Here is a 19,601-nt window from a genome sequence, read left to right as displayed (position 1 = left end):
AACTACCTTGAAAAACACCGGAACGTATCGAAGGCACGTTCGATACGACCTTTTCCTTGGGGGGAGTTGGCAAAAATAATTTCTATACCAAGCTCTTCGCAGGCTCGTTGCATCTGAGAGAAGTGGCAGCGTTTTGGTCCACCAAAGATACCCGCTCTATCGACATAAAGCGTCTTAAAAAGCCCCTTTTTTTCGATATAAGCCTTCATTACTTTAAGGCAGCCTTCCGTAGTTTCTGAAGGAAAGAACTCTGCATGAACGTCACTGGTTGCGTCATCAATCATAGCGATAAGGCAGGACTTTTTGTCCCCGAACCAAAGGTGGGGGCTGCCGTCCATTTGCAACATTAAGCCTTCTGCCTCCATGCGCTCTCGTCGTCTTCTTACTTTGGAGCGGCGATGTTTAGCTCGTTTTACATGATGGATTTCGTGCGCCCAGGTACGAAGTGTCTCTCGCTTTACTTTGATGCCTTCAAACACTTCCAGCATGTCTGCCAAATGAAGCATGTTAAAGTCGTAATACTTGGCTTTTATCAGATCTTGAACTTGCTTCTTTAAGGTCACGGGGATTTTATTAGCGGGTGCTCTTCCTGTGTTGCCATGAACAACGAAACGAATACCATCGGTACGGTATCGCCTGAGGTAACGTTCAATGGTTCGGGGGGATTTATTGAGCAGTTTCGAGGCATTGAGAATAGAGATTTTGTTAAGTGCCACTTTAGCAATGACATCCACGGTAAGCTGGGATTTAGCATCCATAACGATCATCCTATACACCCTTTGACTAATTCACAGTGATAGTCAAAGGATTACGTAAAAAGTAGGACCGTCAATTTCCCTCGGTAATTAGGCTAACGACAAAGTCGTTTGGTAGTTAAGGTACGACAGAATCGCTTGGTGATCACAGTCGATACGCTGCCATTTCTAAATCGAAAATGCCCCATTATCAGTCAGAGTAAACACTCATTAACAAGCTGTTAATGCGTATTTGCCCTAAAAAATCTTATCCAATTGATGGTGGTTTAGACCACCACCCGATGGATTGTTGTTCGGTGATGATAGCATCCAATTTGTCTTTGTCCTTGAAGATAGAAATAGCTGTGTTAAATGGACGTATTGAGCAAGTTATTCCAAACTCAGCATTGGCTGCTTTGTGTAGCTTGACGGCACCGCATCGTCCGAGTGAAAGCCATAATCTATAAATACTCTCTAACTGCTTCCATACACGCATTGCCATAGGGTTGTTAGTTGTACTAGGATTTTCCCATGGTAGCCTACCTTTCATATGTGAGTTTTCTGACATCAATTCTCTAGTTATATTTGTGAAAGACTTACCAAGATTGGCTGCTGCAATTTTCTTTTTGGCTGTATCTGTATGAGGGATACCACTTCTACCACCTTTCCTTCGAGTAATTCCCGCCTGCTCCAATGCATACTGTACTGCCGTTGCACTACATCCAAGTTTTTCGCTAATCTGCTTTAAGGTCTTGCCTTTTTGATATTCAGTAATAGCAATGGTGCTCTCAACCTCATCTAGTCTAGCGTTTGCTTTACCCACTCCTTTGAACTGCGTATTGCAATAAAATTGCATAGCGTTACGTGCAGCCTGTTCATTACATCCAAATGCCGCAGCTATTTCTCGACCAGTCATCCCTTGGCAATACATATCGTCAGCCTTTTTAGCTTGCTCCTCGGTTAAGAGTAATCTTCGTCTAATACTTTCATTTCGTGCTTTACCGTAATCTTGTGGAGATACTATTACTCCGTCCACATTCACCATACGCCACCAAGCAAAGTAGGCTTGGTTGTCGCTCGGATTAGCTTTTGCAAACAGGCCATGAGCCTCACAGTGCTCTTGATTGGTCAGGTATACAATGTTACTACCATCATCACTACCACCCATATACTGTGGAATGATGTGATGCTGTATATACCCACTGATTCGTTGGCTATTATATCTCTCAGGTTGACCACGTTTAGCTATCGCCTTGTCTATAATACTGTCGTACTTTGTCAAATATTGGTTCATCATAAGGATAATAACTAAACGTAGTAAGCTTCATAATGTGGATGGTCATTTGTGCGAATTGCTTCATCAATGATATCCCAAACCCCTTGTAATTGTGCTTGTAGGGCATCTGGTAGTTCAACACCAAAGGATATAGATTGTGCATGACTTCTTTCGTTTATGAACTCATAGAGTGTTGTCGCCTTAGCTGAAGAATTATCTATACCATTTAATAAATGCTTCTCTAAAAAACTGTTGTTATTAGCTCGGAATGGTTTATTGAACCTGAACGTAAAATAAACTTCTAATATCTTTCGTACGTATGCTTGAACTGCTACAGCATCAAATTGCTCAGGGTTCCTTACTGCTTCTTTGATTTTGGCTATCAAGTAAGCATATTCAGATTTGTGGTCTTTTAGATTTTTAGGTAACTGTTCCACGGTTGAAGCATTTTGCTTACGATTTACCAAATAGAACTCAGCACGTTTAGGTTTAACTACATCACCGTCACGTTTTACTAGTTTATAATAATCAAACCATGTCTTCACCAAATTGAAAAACTCAAAATTATGCGTTGATATGAACAACTGCTCAACTTTGTCATGGTTCAACTTGTCTTTGATAATACCAAGAACATTGTAGATATGGTTCGAATCTAAACTACATATCGGGTCATCTAAGTACACAATTGGCTTCGCGTCCTTCAAGGATTCATCTTCTAGTTCAGTAATGAAATAGGCAAAGGCAATTGCTGTACGTTCACCATCAGATAGATGTTTTGCTGGTCTTCCTTCACGCATGAACTGGTAAGTTTCACCAACAGGTTGAATCTCGATATCTGTTTTACCAAAATAAAGGCTAAGGTTATCGTTCAGGTTGTCAGCACCTTGTTTAACATTCCGAAGGGCTGCTTTGATTTCCATTACACGACCTTTTAGCCGTAGTAAATTACCCTCTGATTCGCCTTGTTTTTGTTGTAGTTCAACAACCGTTTCGTAAGCTTTAATTTGGTCATATTCCATGGTTTCTACGTAAACAAAGTGCCGTTTTATTGCATCACGGGCTACTGTTTGTTCTTTATTGTGTTCTCTTGATCGTCTGTTGTGTTCACCTATTGGAATATTGAATTGCTCAAGTAGTTTAGAAGCGATAGGCATTTGGTAATCCGATTGCAAAAATGGAACAACTTCTTCCATACGGCTGCGCTTATCTTCTAACACCTCTAGCAGACGATTTTTTAGCCGTTCAACCTGTTCTTCTAGTACAGGGATCTGTTCTACCAATTGTTCGAAGTTGGTAATTAGATCAGGGTATAAACTTGTAGCTTTTGGGACAGAATGCCCCAACTTTATGCTTCCTACTTGTTTGATCGCAGCACTGATTTTTTGAGAAAGTGCTTTGTAAGAATCTGAAAAATAAGCATTTAGCTCATCTAGCCTCACTTGTTCCAATGGGCTTTTACAGAATTGACAAGTTTTTGCTTTACCGTGATGCTTGATACCGTCTTCGACCCACTGACGGAGTCCAACATTGGCTTCTAACTCTTCTATGGTTGTTCGGGTAACAGACTCAGCCAGAATTGTCTGAATTTGGTCTAGTAAGGCTGCTGTGTTTGGTACTTTAATGAACGCATTACTTACGGGTTCTGATTTTTGTGAACGGGCAGTTTCTTCGAGTTGTAACCGTTCTTTATCAGTTTTCAGATCTTGAGATGAAACCTGAGGTAATAGTGTCCTTACACCACGGATGTCAAATTTAGAGTTACCGAGAATGCTTAAGGTGTTAACCAACTTAGCAACATCTTGAAGGCGTTTATTTTTTTCTTTCTCTTTGCTTTCAGCCAAATCTTTTAGTGATTCCCACGTTCCTTGTTCCGCTGGGATTAGTGTTTCTTCAAGATGTTTAAGTTCATCTTCTAATTCAATATTACGTTCACCAACTATGAGCACTGGGTTCACGCTCGAATCTACAAAATTAACGTTGTCTTTGATGTAATCAGAATTGAAGACACGAAGGTTGGCTATAGGCGTTAACGTAGCACTTGATACCGCCTCTCCTTCATAACGATCAACCACAAAACTCGCAGTAGTAAAGTCTTCATGAACGAGTCCTTGCTGCATAGCTCTGAAGATACGTGAAAGAGTAGTCTTTCCTGAATAGTTAAAGCCATATATCAGATTAAATTGTAGGAATGGCTGACCAGCATTCATTTTGGTGTCTTTGAAGATACCGAAGTTCTTTATTGATTTTATGTTCTTAAACATCAAGTTATCCCGACTAATATAATAGGGATACTATACCAGTTTCATTTCATAATTTGTTGCGTGTTGTCCTTTTGTATAAAGGTATCTGTACGCTCATGGAGGTTCAACCGTTATTGAACTACACCATCAGGGCTAGACAGTCCACTAAGCGACTTTCAAATACCAAAAGTCATCCGCAATTTTTAAATTTAAGTGATTACTCTAAGAAGGTTCTGCCCCATTATTAGCTTCGAACTGCTCTATATTGAAAATATTAAGATGCATTTTTATGCAAAAGCATGCCTCACCGATATTACTTATACCGCTAATGCTATAAAATGGTTGATTAACTATTATTTGCATATGGTAAGGAAGTCCGGTGACAACATCGAACCCCTCACAGAAAAAAGCAATTCAACACCATCAAGGCCCTCTGCTGATCATCGCGGGCCCGGGGTCAGGTAAAACCTATACACTGGTAGAGCGCATCATGAATTTGATTGATGTACATGGTGCAAAGCCTGAACAGCTCTTAGTCGTAACGTTCACTGAAAAAGCTGCGCAAGAGTTGAAGACTCGAATTTCGAATCGGCTCTTAGAGCGAAGTTCGCATTTCAACGTCAACGAAATGTACTTAGGTACGTTTCACTCTATATGTCTTCGTATTCTGGAAGAGTACCGCGAGTTTACCCGCCTCAAACGCAGCTTTGTGCTCATGGACCAATTCGACCAACAGTACTTCCTTTACCAAAATTTGCTTGAATTCAGCGAAATAGAAGGCATTGAATTCATTCAAGGTGAGAGTAAAATTCCGGCTTGGGCTAAATCTGAGAACTTATTGGGCTGGCTTAATAAAGCCTCAGAAGAAGTTCTTGATATCGAACAACTGACTCACTCAGATGATGTAGCGATTTCAGCTTTGGGCGAAGCCTACACCACCTATCAAGAACTCTTGAAGAAACACAATTCTCTCGATTTCTCATGCATCCAGCTTGAGACTTTGGTGTTGCTGCAACAGTACCCTCAAGTACTTGAGGAGCTTACAACAAAGATCACCTACTTGATGGTCGACGAATACCAAGACACCAATACCATTCAGGAGCAACTTTTACAGCTTTTGATGGGAGCAAAGCGTAATTTATGTGTGGTTGGTGATGATGACCAAGCACTCTATCGTTTCCGAGGGGCGAGCGTTCGTAACATCTTGGAGTTTCCATCTAAGTTTGAGCCAGGAGAATGTGCGCAAGTTAAGCTATCCATCAACTACCGCTCTCATCCTGACATCGTAGGTTTTTATGATACCTATATGGGTGATAAGCCTTGGTTACGTGGCGGAGTAAACTATCGCTACAGTAAAACCATTGAAGCGCGTGATGATGGGTTTGATGCAGGGCCGACGGTTGTTAGTGCTATTACTCCAGAAGGTGATGATTGGCATGAAGATGTTTATCAGATGCTCATGCACCTAAAAAATGAAGGCAAGCTTACCGATTGGAACCAAGCAGCGTTTTTATTCCGCTCCGTAAAAGCGGATAAGGTAAGAGCGCTTGCGCAATCTCTTGAAGAAAAAGGTATTCCTGTATACTCACCACGCGCAAATTTGTTTTTTGAGCGAGAAGAAATTCGTCATTTAATTGGTGCATTACACATGGTATTTCCTATGGTGATGTTAGATCGTAAGAAAAAAATCCAAGAAGGCAAACGGCTACCAATCTGGGATTACTACGAACAACAATGCATCGCACCTTTTATTGAAAAACTGCGCCAACCGGAACAATCAGATTTACTTATGTGGTGTAAGCGCAAAGCTGCAGCGCATCATAACATGACAAAGAACGCAGAATCGGCTTTCCTTGGGTTGTTTTATGAGCTGCTTCAGTTTCCATTGTTTTCGCATTTCTTAGAGCAAGAGAATGGGTACGAACGTGCACAGCGTAACCTAGCTCAGATGAGCAGAATGCTTGGGAAATTCGAATACTTACACCATATCAGCGTCTTAAGTCCAAAGTACTTATTGCGAAACCTAACGTCTCTGTTTGATAACTTTTTGAAGTTTCTCTTCGAAGGTGGAATCGATGAGTATGAGGATATGTCTGAATACGCACCGTCTGGTTGTGTTTCGTTCTTGACCATTCACCAATCGAAAGGGTTGGAGTTTCCTATTGTATTCGTCGGTTCGCTCGAAGCAGTACCCAAGAAACAATACACTGACTTAGACGAAATCATCGAACACCAATACATGGCCAAACCTCCGTTTGAGCCGTTAGAAGATACCAAGCACTTTGACTTCTGGCGCCTTTTTTATACGGCTTTCTCTCGCCCTCAGAACCTGCTTGTTCTCACTGGCCAGGAGAAATCTGGTCATGGGAAAACGCCATCAAAGTACTTTACGGATTACACTTCAAAGCTCCCCTATTGGCGAGATGTGAAGCACAAACTTGCTTCTATTGAGTTTGAGCAAGTTAAAGACGTAAACATCAAACACGAATACGCATTTACATCGCACATTACTTTGTTTGAGACTTGCGCAGAGCAATATCGCTTGTTCAAGGAACTTGAATTTCAGCCGGTTAAAGCAAGCCCAATGCTATTCGGTACCTTGATCCACGAAACCTTGGAAGACGTGCACAAAGCTGCGCTTCGCGGGGAAGAAGATAAGATAACCAAAGATAATATTGCGGAATGGCTCCAAGATAACTACCAAAACCTGGCTAACCGTGAGCGAATGTACTTAGGTGATTCAACCCTTGGTGCGGCGCTGCAACATGTGATGCGTTACGTGGACCGCAAAGGCAGTAATTGGGATGATATCAAAGAGACGGAAGTGGATATATCCTTGGTTAAAGATCGCTATGTACTTACCGGCAGTGTTGACCTTATCAAAGGAGAAGGCGATACGGTCGAGATCATCGACTTTAAGTCTGAGCGTAAGCCAAACATGGAGAAAGACCGAGACCGCATTTTGCACCATCAGCGTCAGCTTGAGGTATACGCGCATTTGGTCGAGGAAAACACCGGTTATAAGGTGAGTAAAATGCATCTTTATTTTACGGGGGAGTCCGTAGGCTTACCGACCATCAGCTTCAACAAAAATACGGCGGTAATCGGCCAAACCATTGAACAGTTTGATAGTATTGTCGACAGAATAGAAAACAAAGATTTTTCGCTCAAGGCTCGACCAGACAAGACATGTGTTGACTGCAGTGCGCGTGGTTATTGTGACCGAAAAAATTGGAAATTTTGTGCTTAGCGAAGGCTAAGTGACATCAAAGAATAAAGAGAATAAGACTATGTCTAACGACCAGACCAACGTAGAAAGCTATGAATTCGAGCCAATTAAGGGCTACCCGATGCTTAACTGGAAAGGTAAGCGTCCTTTTCGCTCTACCCAATATTTTCCAGCACAACTAAAAGAAGTGTACGGCCAAGAAGATGATAACGGTTGGATCAACAAAATTTTCTGGGGCGATAACCTTCAAGTAATGAGCCACTTGCTAAAAGAGTTTCGTGGTAAAGTGGATCTTATCTATATTGATCCTCCATTTGATTCAAAAGCTGATTATAAAAAGGTTGTAAAACTCAAAAATAAGCAACTATCAGGAGATTCAAACTCTTTTGAAGAGAAGCAATATACGGATATTTGGTCAAATGATGAGTACTTACAGTTTATCTATGAAAGGGTAATTCTTCTCCGTGAACTGCTTTCTGAAAAGGGGGTTATTTTTCTTCATTGTGATTGGCATAAAAGTCACTACCTACGTTGTATTCTTGAAGAGGTTTTTGGTCAAAATAATTTCGTCAATGAAATTATCTGGCAAAAATGTAACTCAAAAAACTTCACATCATCCTCATTAAGTAATGTACATGATACGATTTTTTTGTATTCAAAAAATTCCGAATATTGTTTTAACGAAATTTTTGAAGAGTTAAGGGACGAATATATCCAATCAGCGTATAGATACAAAGACTCAGATGGGGAAAGTTATCGTATATTACCATTGCATGCTCCTGGAATTCGTAATGGTAGCACTGGTGGAGAGTGGAGAGGAATGTTACCTCTTGCTGGCAACCATTGGCGATTTACTCCAGAGAATATGGACGAAATGGACTCTAAAGGCTTTATTATTAAAAGTGACACAGGAGTATGGTCATATAAGAAGTATCTTAAGGACTCTAAAGGAGCACGCATAGGTACGATTTGGCTTGATGCTAAGCAATTACCGCCATCAGAGAAAACAGGCTATCCGACTCAGAAACCAGTGTCTATTCTTGAAAAAATAATTCAAATCGGAAGTGGTGAGGGTGATTTGATATTTGACTGCTTTATGGGCTCTGGTACAACACAGCTAGTAGCAAATAAACTTAATAGAAAGTTTATTGGTGCAGATATTAATCTAGGCTCTATTCAAACCACGACTAAACGTTTAGGGAATGATCAGGCTAATTTTGAAGTTTATAACGTTAACAATTACGAAATTTTCCGTAATCCAGTAGAGGCAAAAGACCTTCTAATCGAAGCGTTAGAAATCCAACCGCTTGGCTCTAATACCATCTACGATGGCGAAAAAGACGGCGCCAAAGTGAAAATTATGCCAGTCAACCGTATTGCAACCAAAGAAGATTTGAATGATCTGATTCAAGGCTTCCCTTATAAGCAATTCGAGGAGCGTAAAGAGGCAAATCCTAATAAACCGGTAGAAGACATCATGCTGGTTTGTATGGGACATGAGCCGGGGCTAGGCGCGATTCTTGAGAATGAATCCGGATATAAGATGAAGGTTGAAGTAGTCGATATTCTGCGCGATAAATCTGACCTTACCTTTAAGTATGACTCTGAAGCGTCTATTAAAATTAAGGATGGTAAGTTAGTCATCGAAGCCTTCTACCCTCGTAACCTATTACAAAAGCTCAGCCAACAAAAAGACGACGTAACTGAGTGGCGAGAAATGGTGGAATCTATCATGATCGACTGGAACTTCGATGGTGCTGTGATGGAGCCTATCGTTATCGATATCCCTGCAAAAGATAAATTCGTTGCTGGCGAATACGAGATCCCAGAGGGTGCAAATAACATCAAGATTAAGATTACAGATTTACTCTCTGAATCTTATGAAGAGGTGATTGCACATGGTTAAAAATGCCCAAGAGAACTTCGAACTTAACAATGCATTTTACGTGCACCTGCATGAGTTCTATAAGATTCATCGAGGTACGGTTCGTAAGCATTATTCTCGCTTGAGTAAGGCGTTTCTCGATTTTAACGACCCTTCTCGTCCGGGAAGCTTTTTGCGCACGCCGCAGTTCGAAGCGCTAGAAATTTACGTCTTCTTAAAAGAGTTCTTGGACAACAAACCCGTTTACCAACTATTTGAAGATTGGTATGGCAACAAAGGCCGCTTCGAAGAACGTATCTCAGGTATTAGCGCGGTCGATGGCCAACTGATGCAAGGGGATATGTTCTGGGATATGTCTGCGAAGGATTACAAAGGTATCTTCAAGAAGATGAAGGCCAGCAACGGTGGCCGCCTTTACCCGAACTACATCTTCGCTCTGACGATGGGTACCGGTAAAACCATATTGATGGCCACTTGTATTTTCTATGACTTTTTAGCTGGCAACAAAAAAAGCAAAGATGACCCTCGATTTATTCAGAATGCGCTTATTTTTGCCCCAGATAAGACAGTACTGCAGTCTTTGCGTGAGATAGAGTCTTTCGACCACACCAAAGTCGTGCCGCCCGAATACATGCCGATCGTCGCAGAGTTTAAGTTTCATTACTTAGAAGATGCCGGTGTTTCACTTAACACTCTAGATGGCTCTAAGTTCAACATCATCGTATCGAACAGCCAGAAAATCATCTTACGTCGCGATAATAAAGGAAAATCAACAGCGGATAAGTTGTTTAGTTCAGGCAAAGAGGCCTACCAAGGAATGGGCAACGTTGTTGATGACATGATGGATGTCCTCGAACTTGATTCTGAAACGATGAATGTTGCACCAGAAGATGAAGCAGATCTTGTCACCAACCAACGATTTGAGAAAATAAAACGTCTTCCTCAGCTAGGTATTTTTGTTGACGAAGCGCACCACGCGTTCGGAACTAAACTCGCTAAAGATATGGGTGTAAAAAACGACACCTCAGCGAACTCTTTGCGTAAAACTATCGATGAGCTGGCCATAAATCTAAAAGCGGCTGGGACTCGAGTTGTAGGGTGTTATAACTACACAGGTACGCCCTATGTTGGTAAGGATGTGCTTCCAGAGGTGGTTTACGCGTATGGCCTTCGCAAAGCAATCGACAACAATTATCTGAAGCAAGTAAAGCTTCACAGCTTTACCCAAACTCGTCAGAAGCAATTCCTTGAAATAGCCATCGATAAATTCTTAGAAGGCGCAGAAGAAGTTGGTCGCCCAGAAAATATGCTACCTAAAATGGCTATTTTTGGGACGACGATCGAAGAGATAAACGATGTTGTTCGCCCTGCTGTCGAAGAAATTTTAGCTGAACGAGGCATCTCAACAGATCGTATTTTGGTTAACGTTGGTGATAAGAAACTCACGACCGATGATGACATTCGCGAATTCAATCGCCTAGACACACCGAGATCGGAAAAGCAGTTCATCTTATTGGTAAACAAAGGTCGCGAAGGTTGGAACTGTCGTTCGCTATTTTCTGTTGCAATGTTCCGAGAACCGAAATCAAAAGTGTTCATACTCCAAGCGACTATGCGTTGTTTGCGCGCTATCGGTGATCGCCAACATACGGGCCAAGTTTTCTTGACCGATGAGAACATGAAGCTTCTAGATAAAGAGCTTCAAGCGAACTTCCGTATCTCAGCTGAAGAGATGAAAGACCCCGATCCGAACAAAGTTACGGTCCAGGTTAGAGTTGAGCAACCAAGCATCAAAATTCCTATTAAGCGCGTACGACGTCAGTTCAAGTTGATTGAGAAAGAAGACTTAGACAAAGGGTATGATCTTGGCCTTAAAGATGTGAATGTCGATAAATATCGCCTTATCCACTCAACTCAAGACGGCATGTTGATGCCAGATGACCTTGGTTCTGCGAAATCTCGAGTGCACAACGATATTTCACATATTAAAGATCAGCGCACTTTTTCGAAGCTAACACTGGTTGCTGATATTGCGCGTTACCTGAACAAGCCATGCTTAGAGGTTGAGAAAATAGTCGGGGGAACCGCTGAGGGCTTCGAAAGCATCTTGAAGATGGTTAACGAGTTCAACGAGGTGCTTTACGACGAGGTCATCCCACGCTTGTTTAAAGCTATTTATGATATCGAAGCTGAGAGCATTACCGAAGAGTTCGAAGTAGACCTGGTAAACGAACCACCTATTGATGTGGGCTATTATCCTGTAACGGTCGCGAAGGACAAGATCATTAGCAAATCGAGTAGCGAATCAAACCCTAATGTTGGTAAAAGTTTCCATCTTGACAACTACTGTTTCGATTCTAACCCTGAGAGAGATTTCTTCTGGAGCATGTTGCATGAAGATAAAGTCGATAAGATTTGGTTTACCGGTATGCTAACGCACGGCCAGAGCGACTTTGTGATTCATTATGTGGATAGCGAAACGCAGCGCGTTCGCAGCTACTACCCAGACTTTTTGATTAAGAAGCAAGATGGTTCTTATGTGATGGTTGAAGTGAAGGGCGAGCACATGATTGATTCTCAGAACGTAAGAGACAAGAAAGATGCGGCTGATTTGATGGGCGTAGCTTCTGGTATTGGCTACGAAATCATTGCAGGTAAAGCAGCAGAAAGTGGTTTATATGGACGATCATTCCTGAACTAAAAGACTACGGAGGCTATTTAGATGCACTAAATAGCCTTTTTAATGTGCATGAAAATGCCAAATTCAAACATAAAGTATTTAGATGGTTTTGTTATTCATAAATGATTTCTGTCCAGAAACGTGTTTGAATGGGGCCGATCAATCTGTGGATGCCCAAGACAACCAGTATGATACTTTATTACTCAGTTGTAGCGTGACTCAGACTTTGTAGTAGGAATTAGTATGAATCTTTATTTCTGGGTGAGTATCATTTAGAACGGTACAAACAGGGTTACTTGACTGCTTAGTATGAAACTTTATTCCTCTCCTACAGGATATGAAAAAAAAATTTTGCGATCTCGGAAAAATTAAGTAGGTTTAAATCAAAAGGAATACATTCTTATGTTAAAACCAACTTTCACGCTCTTAACTGATTTACGTAATGAACGTCATCACGGTAGTTATTCAAACCCTGAAATACATCATTCCGACTCTGTGTATCTTACTCAGCTGTTATTTTGGTGATTATGTGTTCATAGTCGCAATGGGCGTCTCACTCGTACAGGCGAAAGCCATTAGAAACATCGCCTATGAAAAGATAGTGCTCGATGATCCGACGCACATGAACCTCTCTATGTTTCATTCCGAATATTGGCACCGTTTCTGTAAGACGGCCAAACTTATGACGAAGTTCTCTGTTTTTTATCTACTCTTGTTTGCACTTGATTCATTCAATTGGAACGACACCTTTATCAATAAAAATTATAGCGAGAACCTGGCCTTAGAGAATCTATGGCCTTGCTTATTATCGGGCTGGAACTATGCTCTTGTCCTATTGGTAGCGTTCATGACTTGGGTGATAATGACACCGATAAAATTAGTATTCGGTAGCACCGAGATATTGATGCTGGAGTGGTATCCGATCACTAATCGTTGGAAACATGCATCAGATATAACCCTCCATTTGGCAGACCCTTACAAACCAATAAAAGGCAAAAAAGACCAACTGATCAGAGAAATGACGATGTTTACTAGCGCATTGAATGGTAGTGGATTTTACTCACTCAGCGTCAACACACACGTAATTAGTGGGAAGTTATGGGAGCTACTAAAAATAACGTTAAGTGATGCAGTCATCGATGTGAACAAGAAACGTAAAAATTGGCTCGACTTCACCGTGTATAAAGTAGCTATCTACGTCAATCACTGTGGCCTCAAGGGAAAATCCTATCAACAGTATCGTGATCTTATAGGTAAGCAGAGGTTTGAGAATAACCACATCGTAAAAATTCGCTTCAATGAAAAGCCGATAAAGCGAGAGTCGGTCCTGATTAAATAGCGTGTATTAAAAGGCTCTCATTGTTAGATCCTTATTCATACATCAATTTGTCGAAGTCTTTGAGAATCGTCATACCGTAGCTGGTCAATGACAGCCAACGAGGACGTCTTCCTGAAACGGGATCAATTCCCATTGCTATTAAGTCATATCTCGTCATATTCGTGACGTTGAAAATTGGAAGAGAGGATTTCTTGTTGGCATGTTTAACCAAGTCACTGAGAAATTGATACGAATCCTTACCATCTCTATTGACCCCGTAGAGCTCTGCTATCTCGGTCATAATATTGCCATTTCGAGTGGCATCAATCAGTACGAATGTGGACAGGGAAACATCATATTTGTTTGCTAGGACACGAGACACGTATTGAAGACCACCAGGTTTGAGCTGCTTAGACATCTGTTAACTTCCTGAAATTTCGATATAACAATAGATAGCCTTAGTAATATCTAATATTCCGCTACTAACAGCAACACACAATACCGGTTGAACCACAACCTTGTGATGACAATGTGCTTAATAGAACACATCGATGTTGTATATCTAATCCAAAGCCAATTGAAGGAACTGAGATATGCAAACGAAGCAAGGCGAACTGACATTTAATACTGGTAGAGGTTATGCACCTGATGGACAAAGAATTCATGCGACTATTATCGATGATACTGAAGTAACACTTCGTGTGCGATTTTCCGATAAAACGCGTGGGATAGATGGCGAAGTACAAGTGCTTGAATTCACCGAGACTGCCATTATGCGTGAGTATGATTCCGGTAACTATACAGAGGTGTAATGGCCATGAATACAACAACACCAAGTAAGGTTCACAACAAGATGAGCACTCAAGAGATGGCCGCATATATGTTGGAGTCGGGAGTGCATTACACTGCTGCAAGTTTATCAAAAGAGTTGGGTATACCTCTAGCCAATGCATCTGGAAACTTATATAACATAATAACCGGAAAAAAGTATGAGACTGATTTAGTAGGTAAGCCAGTCACCGTAAAATTCGTGGATATACGTGGACTTAAAAAGGGGCAGCGTTTGTGGTCCCAGATTCTATCGGGCTGCTGGTCTTAGTGACAATGTAACGTAAATAAATAGAGAACGTTATGATGGGGATTATTCGCAGTTCAATGTATTTGGTTGTTTTACTTGCTTCGTTTTCATCACTGGGAAATGAAATGTGGCGTGGGTTGGTAGTTAAGGAAGAGCATCGATGTTCACCATACGATAAGAAAAGCCAATACCCATATCCCGCTTCAGTAGAGTCAGCGATAGTCGATAGTATGGGAGGTCAGATTTATGGCCCTTATACTGGCACCTACTACCAATCAACTTCAGAGACAGACATCGAACACATCATTGCAGCCAGTGAAGGGCATGACAGTGGACTCTGTGCGGCAAGCCCTGAAACAAGAAAAGCATTTGCAACAGATCTATTGAACTTGACCCTAGCATCCCCAGCTGTGAACCGTTGTAGTTCTACTGGAAAATGTGGCTTGGACGCTGGCGAGTGGTTGCCGCCAAGAAACCAATGTTGGTTCGCGTTGCGTGTCATTGAGATAAAAACTAAGTATGGCCTTAGTGTAAATCCAGTCGAAGCGAACACGTTGGAGAGTGTTATCAATAATTGCCCGTCTTTTGAAATGGTGTTCTATGCACCTGCTGGAAGCGCTCCAACTAAATACGTCACCCAATCTACGGGGCATGCGTTGTCCTTGTATGATGACAACAACAACGGACGTATCACTTGTGCCGAAGCTCGAAATCATAAGATTGCACCAGTAACGGCTCATGACCCGGCATACGCATTCATGTCTGACCGAGACGGGGATGGTGTTGTGTGCGAGTAAACGATTTATTGCTGGCGAGACTGAAGTTTTGCCAGCGTTCTCTTTGATAACTTCCGACCCACAAAAACAAACAACCCCAAACAGACTAGACCTACGCCAGCACCATAGTCATTGAAAATGTGGACTAAAGCTAACCAAGCGAAAAATAGTACAACAACTAATATTGCAAACCTTACTAATGGCATAGTGACCTCTTAACTTTCCCTTTGATTTAAACAACTTAACATCGTTTAGGTGAAACCTAAATATACACGATATCATATTATGTTATCGTATACATGGCTCTTGTTCATAATGTCGCCCTCTCAACCTCTGTCTCACCTTAAATTCTATAGCGCTAGTTACCTACTGAGACATTCTCTTGCCTTTTATCTAGATTCGGGGCTAGAATTGCACTGTATAAATAACCAGTATAAATTATGAATATATTAACTTATCCAGTGAGTGCAGGCGTGGTGGGTTTTGAGTCCCCAGCTGCAGAATATAAACAACTGGAATTGAGCCTTGATGAATTGCTGGTGGAACACCCGTCATCAACTTTTTTAGCGCTAGCACAGGGAGATAGCATGCAAGGAGTTGGGATTTTTTCAGGTGATGTATTGATTGTAGATCGAGCCCTTACTGCGAAAGACCACGATATTATCATTGCCAATCTAAACGGTGAACTGGTTTGTAAAATTCTAGATATCAAAGGACGTCGCTTGCTGAGTGCGAATGAATCAATGAAGCCGGTAAGAATTGATGAACAAGACTCCTTCGCAATAGAAGGGGTATTAGCGAGTTCCATCAGACTCCACCGTGTATCAACTATGTTTTCGGGTTAAGCATGTATTCATTAATAGATGGCAATTCATTCTACAATTCGTGTCATCAAGTCTTCAGACCTGATTTACGTGGAAAGCCGGTTATCACCGTCAGTAACAATGATGGTTGTGCCGTTGCGGTAAACAATCAAGCGAAGGCGTTGAACATTCCAAAGTTCGAACCTTACTTTAAAATCAAGGCATTATGTGAGCAACATGGCGTTACAGTCTTCTCATCTAACTATGAACTGTACTCCAGTTTGAGCTTGCGGATGATGCAAGTGATTGCACGTTTTGGACCTGAACAACTGATCTATTCAATCGATGAAAGCTTCCTAAATCTGGACAAGTGCATAAACATTCCTTGTTTACGAGAGCATGGGGCCGCAATTCGAAAAGCAATATGGAAAGAGTGTCGGATCCCGGTCTGTGTGGGAACCGGCCCGACGCTCACCCTCTCAAAATTAGCCAACCACGCAGCGAAAAAACTCCCTGGTTATCAGGGGGTATGTGTTTTAGATTCAGTGAAAGAAACCCAACGTGTTCTCCAGGCTATTGATGTGGGTTCAGTTTGGGGGATTGGTCGCAAGCGAACGAAAGCATTGCAATTTATGGGGATCACTACCGCAGCGCAACTAGCAAATTTTTCACCTTCAAAAGCGAGAAAAGAATTCGATGTCGGTGTTGAGCGAACGATACGGGAGCTCAATGGTGAAAAGTGTATTCCATTCGACATAGCAAGAGCAGACAAACAACAAGTTTTTTCTACCCGCAGTCTGGGTAAGCGCATAACGGAATTCGATGAGCTTAGACAAGCTATCAGTCTGCATGTGGGCATTGCCTCGCGAAAGATCCGTGCTCAACAGTCACTTTGTAAAGTGTTGGTTTGCTTTGCAGGAAATTCACCTTTTGACGAAAAGCCGGTTAGTTTCAAAGCGATTCACAAATTTGAGTACGCGACAGCTGATGTGGATACCTTAACCAGTGCGGCCTGTGCTCTGGCCAAAACACTCTACAAAGAAGGTGTTCAGTACTACAAAGTCGGTGTTGGGCTGATTGACCTCGTTGACGGAAGACATGAGCAAGCTGACCTATTTAACCCACAACCCAATAATGCAAAGTTAATGGCTTCGTTTGATCAGATAAACGCAAAGTATGGAATGGACACTATCTTTCTGGCTGCGCAAGGAACACCTACAAGACAGTCTTGGGGTATGCGCCGCGAAATGCTGTCTCCGCAATACACCACTAAATGGAGCGACTTACCTAGAATCGCCTGCTAATTTCTACCCACCGCGTTTGTGATACGCAATCTATTCTCCAATTCAAGCTCTTTATTTGAACATGCCTGTATCGGGTTGTTGGATACTGAACTCAGTAGTACTTAACAAAGTAGAGAGCAAGAATGGCAGACACGCTAAAAGACCCGTTTATAAGGCAACGACTCCCCTCGAATTCTAAACCAGCATTCGATGACTGGATTGCGCACGTTCCTGTGGGTAATCAGCTGCCGCGAGGCAAGTATTTCCAATCTAAGGTCACAGTACCTAAGCACCAGTCAGACGAAACAGAATTGCAGTTCAAACCTTCCCGTTAAAGGCAAAGATATGACTTCAATAAAAATCGTTTCTACAGCTCAACGGCTTTACCAATGTCGTGAACAACAAATATTTCTTTCAGGAGAGCAGGGGTTCATTGAAAAATATGAGAAATGGTCCCCTGTCATACGATTAACGATGGCCAAATTCAATTGTAACGAGTTACATGCCCTGGTCAGAATCTTAGAGATCACTGAGAAGCGACATGACTCAGGCATGTTTACTCATTTGTTGTCGGCAGTAGCTTGCGAGATGTGCGAACCGACTATCACCGTTAACACAAACCACACGACTGAATTCAAAGCCGGAGTCATGGCAAGTAGAAAAGGGGAGAAGTTTAACCCTGATTGCCATATCGAGTGGCAAGAAGGCTATATCCGTGAGCAGTTAAGGAGAGTCGCCAATAATGCGCAAACTCAAGTACGATCTCACTGACTACATGGGACCTGTTGATAAAGCGTTGCTCAGGTTAAGCATCCTAACCATTGGGTCGCATGTAATGATAGTTACTGGCTTTAACGGGCAACTTTTCGGCCTCGTTGAAACCTTACTCACCTTGGGTTTCGTTGCGGCAGTGGCGACAATTGCCTACAAACAAAAACGTAAAGATCGAGAAGAGCACCTTTGAGTTCTTCAGTCTGCTCTAGCGTCGTCTAAATATTGAAACTCGATACGAAGCTAAATTGGGAGTCTTGGGATGTATAACAAACTCACAGTTAATCTTAGGAAGATAATATGAAGACAGTGACAGAATTGCACACAATGAATGTCGCTCTATATTGCCCTCACTGCGGAGAAGTACAAGATGGTTTTTGTGGCAATCCTGCGGGTGGTGAATTTGAATGCGACGATTGCCATAGGCCATACAAAGTCCACTCTGAAGCCGATATCGAACATAGATAATAATATAAGCATGTGTCTTAAAAATCAGTTAGGAACCTGTTACTCACCACTATAGAAACGCACATATTAACTGACGGGGCTCGTATGAAAGTACACGAAAATACGACGAATTTACCCTCACGGTGGGTGAATGCAATGTTTATATTCATAACATTAATAGCGATGGTGGCAGGCTACCTATCTGAGCTAACCAATATCTATGGAACATTTGTAGTGCTGCCCTTTGCAACATTAACAACTTGGTCGAGCTACGCCAACGTTACCTTTTCAACACATACCAAATTGTGGTGCTACCTTTTTGGAATTATGACTTTCTGGTCGTTTATAGTAGTCGGCATTAACTTCTTCTTAGCGGTAACCAGTACCTCGGTGTAATTTAATACCCACCAATGGACATCGATTGTCAGATCAATGGAGAAAGCAAGATGCTTAAAAAAAGAACGATAAATGATGCGATGTCAATAGTATGTATTTTCTTATTTCTGGAGATACATTACCTGCATTTCATGACTGACCAACCAGAGCTGTATGACAACCTAAAAAGCTTAGTAGCTATGGTTCTGGTCATTCCGCTCATTAGTATTGCTTGTCGTATCGATCTCCTAGCCAACAAAAAGGTACTCGCCAATCCAGCTGTGATTCATCTAACAACACAACAATGCGAGTTAATGTGGCAAGGAGAAGAGTTAAGTAAAATTTCAACGATACCAGTAAAGCAACTACTCTTAGATAATCCTGATAGTTTCGCGGAGCTGGTGGGTTCGATGCTACGGGAAGCAAAGCAACCTGGGCTTACATTGAAGCCTTTGTTAATCGTTCACTCAATGCTTGAACTGACGAAGTTAGAGGAAGAGGAACTTAAACGTTTGCTTATGGGCATTGGTGCAGCGAAAGTCGTAGTAGTTGATGAGCCTGAGCAAATAGAGGCTGCCAGAAAAGCGACAATATTCCCTGACTTATTTGGCGATGCATAACGTAATCCAGTATGTAACAATCGAACGTAACTAAAAGGAACGACGGTTATAAGCTCACCTTCGTAATTGTAGTGGTCAACTGATAT

Annotated in this window: 18 protein-coding genes and 1 pseudogene; 15 read left to right on the top strand and 4 right to left on the bottom strand. The window is 41.8% G+C overall.

Annotated features, from left to right (window positions below):
- Window positions 1-17 precede the first annotated feature (17 nt).
- The 3 genes and pseudogenes from AB4138_RS22590 to AB4138_RS22580 form a co-directional block, all read right to left on the bottom strand.
- A pseudogene (locus AB4138_RS22590) lies at window positions 18-767 on the bottom strand (ISNCY family transposase); the annotation flags it as partial.
- A 235-nt stretch (window positions 768-1,002) separates the two neighbouring features.
- Window positions 1,003-2,031, bottom strand: coding sequence for a hypothetical protein (locus tag AB4138_RS22585; RefSeq protein WP_372083541.1), 1,029 nt, complete (start codon window positions 2,029-2,031; stop codon window positions 1,003-1,005).
- Window positions 2,032-2,042: 11 nt separating this feature from the next.
- Window positions 2,043-4,271: an AAA family ATPase gene (locus AB4138_RS22580; protein WP_372307791.1), complete on the bottom strand. Its 2,229-nt coding sequence runs from the start codon at window positions 4,269-4,271 to the stop codon at window positions 2,043-2,045.
- A gap of 358 nt (window positions 4,272-4,629) precedes the next feature.
- On the opposite strand from AB4138_RS22580, the gene AB4138_RS22575 reads away from it, so the two are divergent.
- The 4 genes from AB4138_RS22575 (at window position 4,630) to AB4138_RS22560 (ending at window position 13,383) form a co-directional block, all read left to right on the top strand.
- Window positions 4,630-7,500, top strand: coding sequence for an ATP-dependent helicase (locus AB4138_RS22575; protein WP_372307789.1), 2,871 nt, complete (start codon window positions 4,630-4,632; stop codon window positions 7,498-7,500).
- 40 nt (window positions 7,501-7,540) lie between these two features.
- Window positions 7,541-9,385: a DNA methyltransferase gene (locus tag AB4138_RS22570; RefSeq protein WP_372098599.1), complete on the top strand. Its 1,845-nt coding sequence runs from the start codon at window positions 7,541-7,543 to the stop codon at window positions 9,383-9,385.
- On the top strand, window positions 9,378-12,065 hold the full coding sequence (locus AB4138_RS22565; RefSeq protein ID WP_372307786.1) for a type III restriction endonuclease: 2,688 nt from the start codon (window positions 9,378-9,380) through the stop codon (window positions 12,063-12,065). The genes AB4138_RS22570 and AB4138_RS22565 overlap by 8 nt, the downstream gene beginning before the upstream one ends.
- A 421-nt stretch (window positions 12,066-12,486) precedes the next feature.
- Window positions 12,487-13,383 carry a hypothetical protein gene (locus AB4138_RS22560; protein WP_372307783.1) on the top strand — a complete coding sequence of 299 codons (897 nt, stop codon included), beginning with the start codon at window positions 12,487-12,489 and terminating at the stop codon, window positions 13,381-13,383.
- A gap of 31 nt (window positions 13,384-13,414) precedes the next feature.
- On the opposite strand, the gene AB4138_RS22555 is transcribed toward AB4138_RS22560, so the two are convergent.
- A complete protein-coding gene (locus AB4138_RS22555) occupies window positions 13,415-13,780 on the bottom strand; it encodes a hypothetical protein (RefSeq protein ID WP_081231404.1) in 366 nt (121 codons plus the stop codon).
- Window positions 13,781-13,955: 175 nt separating this feature from the next.
- Between AB4138_RS22555 and AB4138_RS22550 the strand changes: the two genes are divergently transcribed.
- The 11 genes from AB4138_RS22550 to AB4138_RS22500 all read left to right on the top strand — a co-directional run bounded on the left by AB4138_RS22550 (window position 13,956) and on the right by AB4138_RS22500 (window position 19,515).
- Entirely contained in the window at window positions 13,956-14,174 is a 219-nt protein-coding gene (locus tag AB4138_RS22550) for a hypothetical protein (RefSeq protein WP_136987130.1), read from the top strand.
- A 5-nt stretch (window positions 14,175-14,179) separates the two neighbouring features.
- The gene (locus AB4138_RS22545; protein ID WP_372050555.1) at window positions 14,180-14,461 is read left to right on the top strand and encodes a hypothetical protein; all 282 of its coding nucleotides are present in this window, start codon (window positions 14,180-14,182) and stop codon (window positions 14,459-14,461) included.
- 32 nt (window positions 14,462-14,493) lie between these two features.
- Window positions 14,494-15,237: an excalibur calcium-binding domain-containing protein gene (locus AB4138_RS22540; protein ID WP_372050554.1), complete on the top strand. Its 744-nt coding sequence runs from the start codon at window positions 14,494-14,496 to the stop codon at window positions 15,235-15,237.
- Window positions 15,238-15,656: 419 nt separating this feature from the next.
- The gene (locus AB4138_RS22535; RefSeq protein ID WP_086715489.1) at window positions 15,657-16,061 is read left to right on the top strand and encodes a LexA family transcriptional regulator; all 405 of its coding nucleotides are present in this window, start codon (window positions 15,657-15,659) and stop codon (window positions 16,059-16,061) included.
- A 2-nt stretch (window positions 16,062-16,063) separates the two neighbouring features.
- Window positions 16,064-17,323, top strand: a complete 1,260-nt coding sequence (locus AB4138_RS22530) for a Y-family DNA polymerase (RefSeq protein WP_136987129.1) — start codon at window positions 16,064-16,066, stop codon at window positions 17,321-17,323.
- A gap of 122 nt (window positions 17,324-17,445) precedes the next feature.
- Window positions 17,446-17,637, top strand: a complete 192-nt coding sequence (locus tag AB4138_RS22525) for a hypothetical protein (RefSeq protein WP_081231411.1) — start codon at window positions 17,446-17,448, stop codon at window positions 17,635-17,637.
- Window positions 17,638-17,647: 10 nt separating this feature from the next.
- Entirely contained in the window at window positions 17,648-18,073 is a 426-nt protein-coding gene (locus AB4138_RS22520; protein ID WP_102561104.1) for a hypothetical protein, read from the top strand.
- The gene (locus AB4138_RS22515) at window positions 18,045-18,266 is read left to right on the top strand and encodes a hypothetical protein (RefSeq protein ID WP_086715480.1); all 222 of its coding nucleotides are present in this window, start codon (window positions 18,045-18,047) and stop codon (window positions 18,264-18,266) included. The genes AB4138_RS22520 and AB4138_RS22515 overlap by 29 nt, the downstream gene beginning before the upstream one ends.
- Before the next feature lie 107 nt (window positions 18,267-18,373).
- Window positions 18,374-18,541 (top strand): hypothetical protein, encoded by a 168-nt coding sequence (locus AB4138_RS22510; RefSeq protein WP_170964551.1) that lies wholly within the window; start codon window positions 18,374-18,376, stop codon window positions 18,539-18,541.
- 135 nt (window positions 18,542-18,676) lie between these two features.
- Complete coding sequence (locus tag AB4138_RS22505; protein WP_136987128.1) at window positions 18,677-18,916, top strand: hypothetical protein; 240 nt, start codon at window positions 18,677-18,679, stop codon at window positions 18,914-18,916.
- Between the two features lie 50 nt (window positions 18,917-18,966).
- Window positions 18,967-19,515, top strand: a complete 549-nt coding sequence (locus AB4138_RS22500) for a hypothetical protein (protein ID WP_102561101.1) — start codon at window positions 18,967-18,969, stop codon at window positions 19,513-19,515.
- Window positions 19,516-19,601: the final 86 nt, after the last annotated feature.

The sequence above is a fragment of the Vibrio sp. 10N.286.52.C3 genome (assembly GCF_041468865.1).
In the GTDB taxonomy this organism is placed as follows: domain Bacteria; phylum Pseudomonadota; class Gammaproteobacteria; order Enterobacterales; family Vibrionaceae; genus Vibrio; species Vibrio crassostreae_C.
Note: the sequence above shows the minus strand (reverse complement) of the source record. Positions and strands in the feature narration are given on the sequence as shown.

Bases quoted from the DNA above. Each gene is read 5' to 3' on its own strand.
- AB4138_RS22585 (WP_372083541.1), bottom strand. From the start codon at position 2,031: ATGATGAACCAATATTTGACAAAGTACGACAGTATTATAGACAAGGCG.
- AB4138_RS22580 (WP_372307791.1), bottom strand. From the start codon at position 4,271: ATGTTTAAGAACATAAAATCAATAAAGAACTTCGGTATCTTCAAAGAC.
- AB4138_RS22570 (WP_372098599.1), top strand. From the start codon at position 7,541: ATGTCTAACGACCAGACCAACGTAGAAAGCTATGAATTCGAGCCAATT.
- AB4138_RS22565 (WP_372307786.1), top strand. From the start codon at position 9,378: ATGGTTAAAAATGCCCAAGAGAACTTCGAACTTAACAATGCATTTTAC.
- AB4138_RS22560 (WP_372307783.1), top strand. From the start codon at position 12,487: ATGAACGTCATCACGGTAGTTATTCAAACCCTGAAATACATCATTCCG.
- AB4138_RS22555 (WP_081231404.1), bottom strand. From the start codon at position 13,780: ATGTCTAAGCAGCTCAAACCTGGTGGTCTTCAATACGTGTCTCGTGTC.
- AB4138_RS22550 (WP_136987130.1), top strand. From the start codon at position 13,956: ATGCAAACGAAGCAAGGCGAACTGACATTTAATACTGGTAGAGGTTAT.
- AB4138_RS22545 (WP_372050555.1), top strand. From the start codon at position 14,180: ATGAATACAACAACACCAAGTAAGGTTCACAACAAGATGAGCACTCAA.
- AB4138_RS22540 (WP_372050554.1), top strand. From the start codon at position 14,494: ATGATGGGGATTATTCGCAGTTCAATGTATTTGGTTGTTTTACTTGCT.
- AB4138_RS22535 (WP_086715489.1), top strand. From the start codon at position 15,657: ATGAATATATTAACTTATCCAGTGAGTGCAGGCGTGGTGGGTTTTGAG.
- AB4138_RS22530 (WP_136987129.1), top strand. From the start codon at position 16,064: ATGTATTCATTAATAGATGGCAATTCATTCTACAATTCGTGTCATCAA.
- AB4138_RS22525 (WP_081231411.1), top strand. From the start codon at position 17,446: ATGGCAGACACGCTAAAAGACCCGTTTATAAGGCAACGACTCCCCTCG.
- AB4138_RS22520 (WP_102561104.1), top strand. From the start codon at position 17,648: ATGACTTCAATAAAAATCGTTTCTACAGCTCAACGGCTTTACCAATGT.
- AB4138_RS22515 (WP_086715480.1), top strand. From the start codon at position 18,045: ATGCGCAAACTCAAGTACGATCTCACTGACTACATGGGACCTGTTGAT.
- AB4138_RS22510 (WP_170964551.1), top strand. From the start codon at position 18,374: ATGAAGACAGTGACAGAATTGCACACAATGAATGTCGCTCTATATTGC.
- AB4138_RS22505 (WP_136987128.1), top strand. From the start codon at position 18,677: ATGTTTATATTCATAACATTAATAGCGATGGTGGCAGGCTACCTATCT.
- AB4138_RS22500 (WP_102561101.1), top strand. From the start codon at position 18,967: ATGCTTAAAAAAAGAACGATAAATGATGCGATGTCAATAGTATGTATT.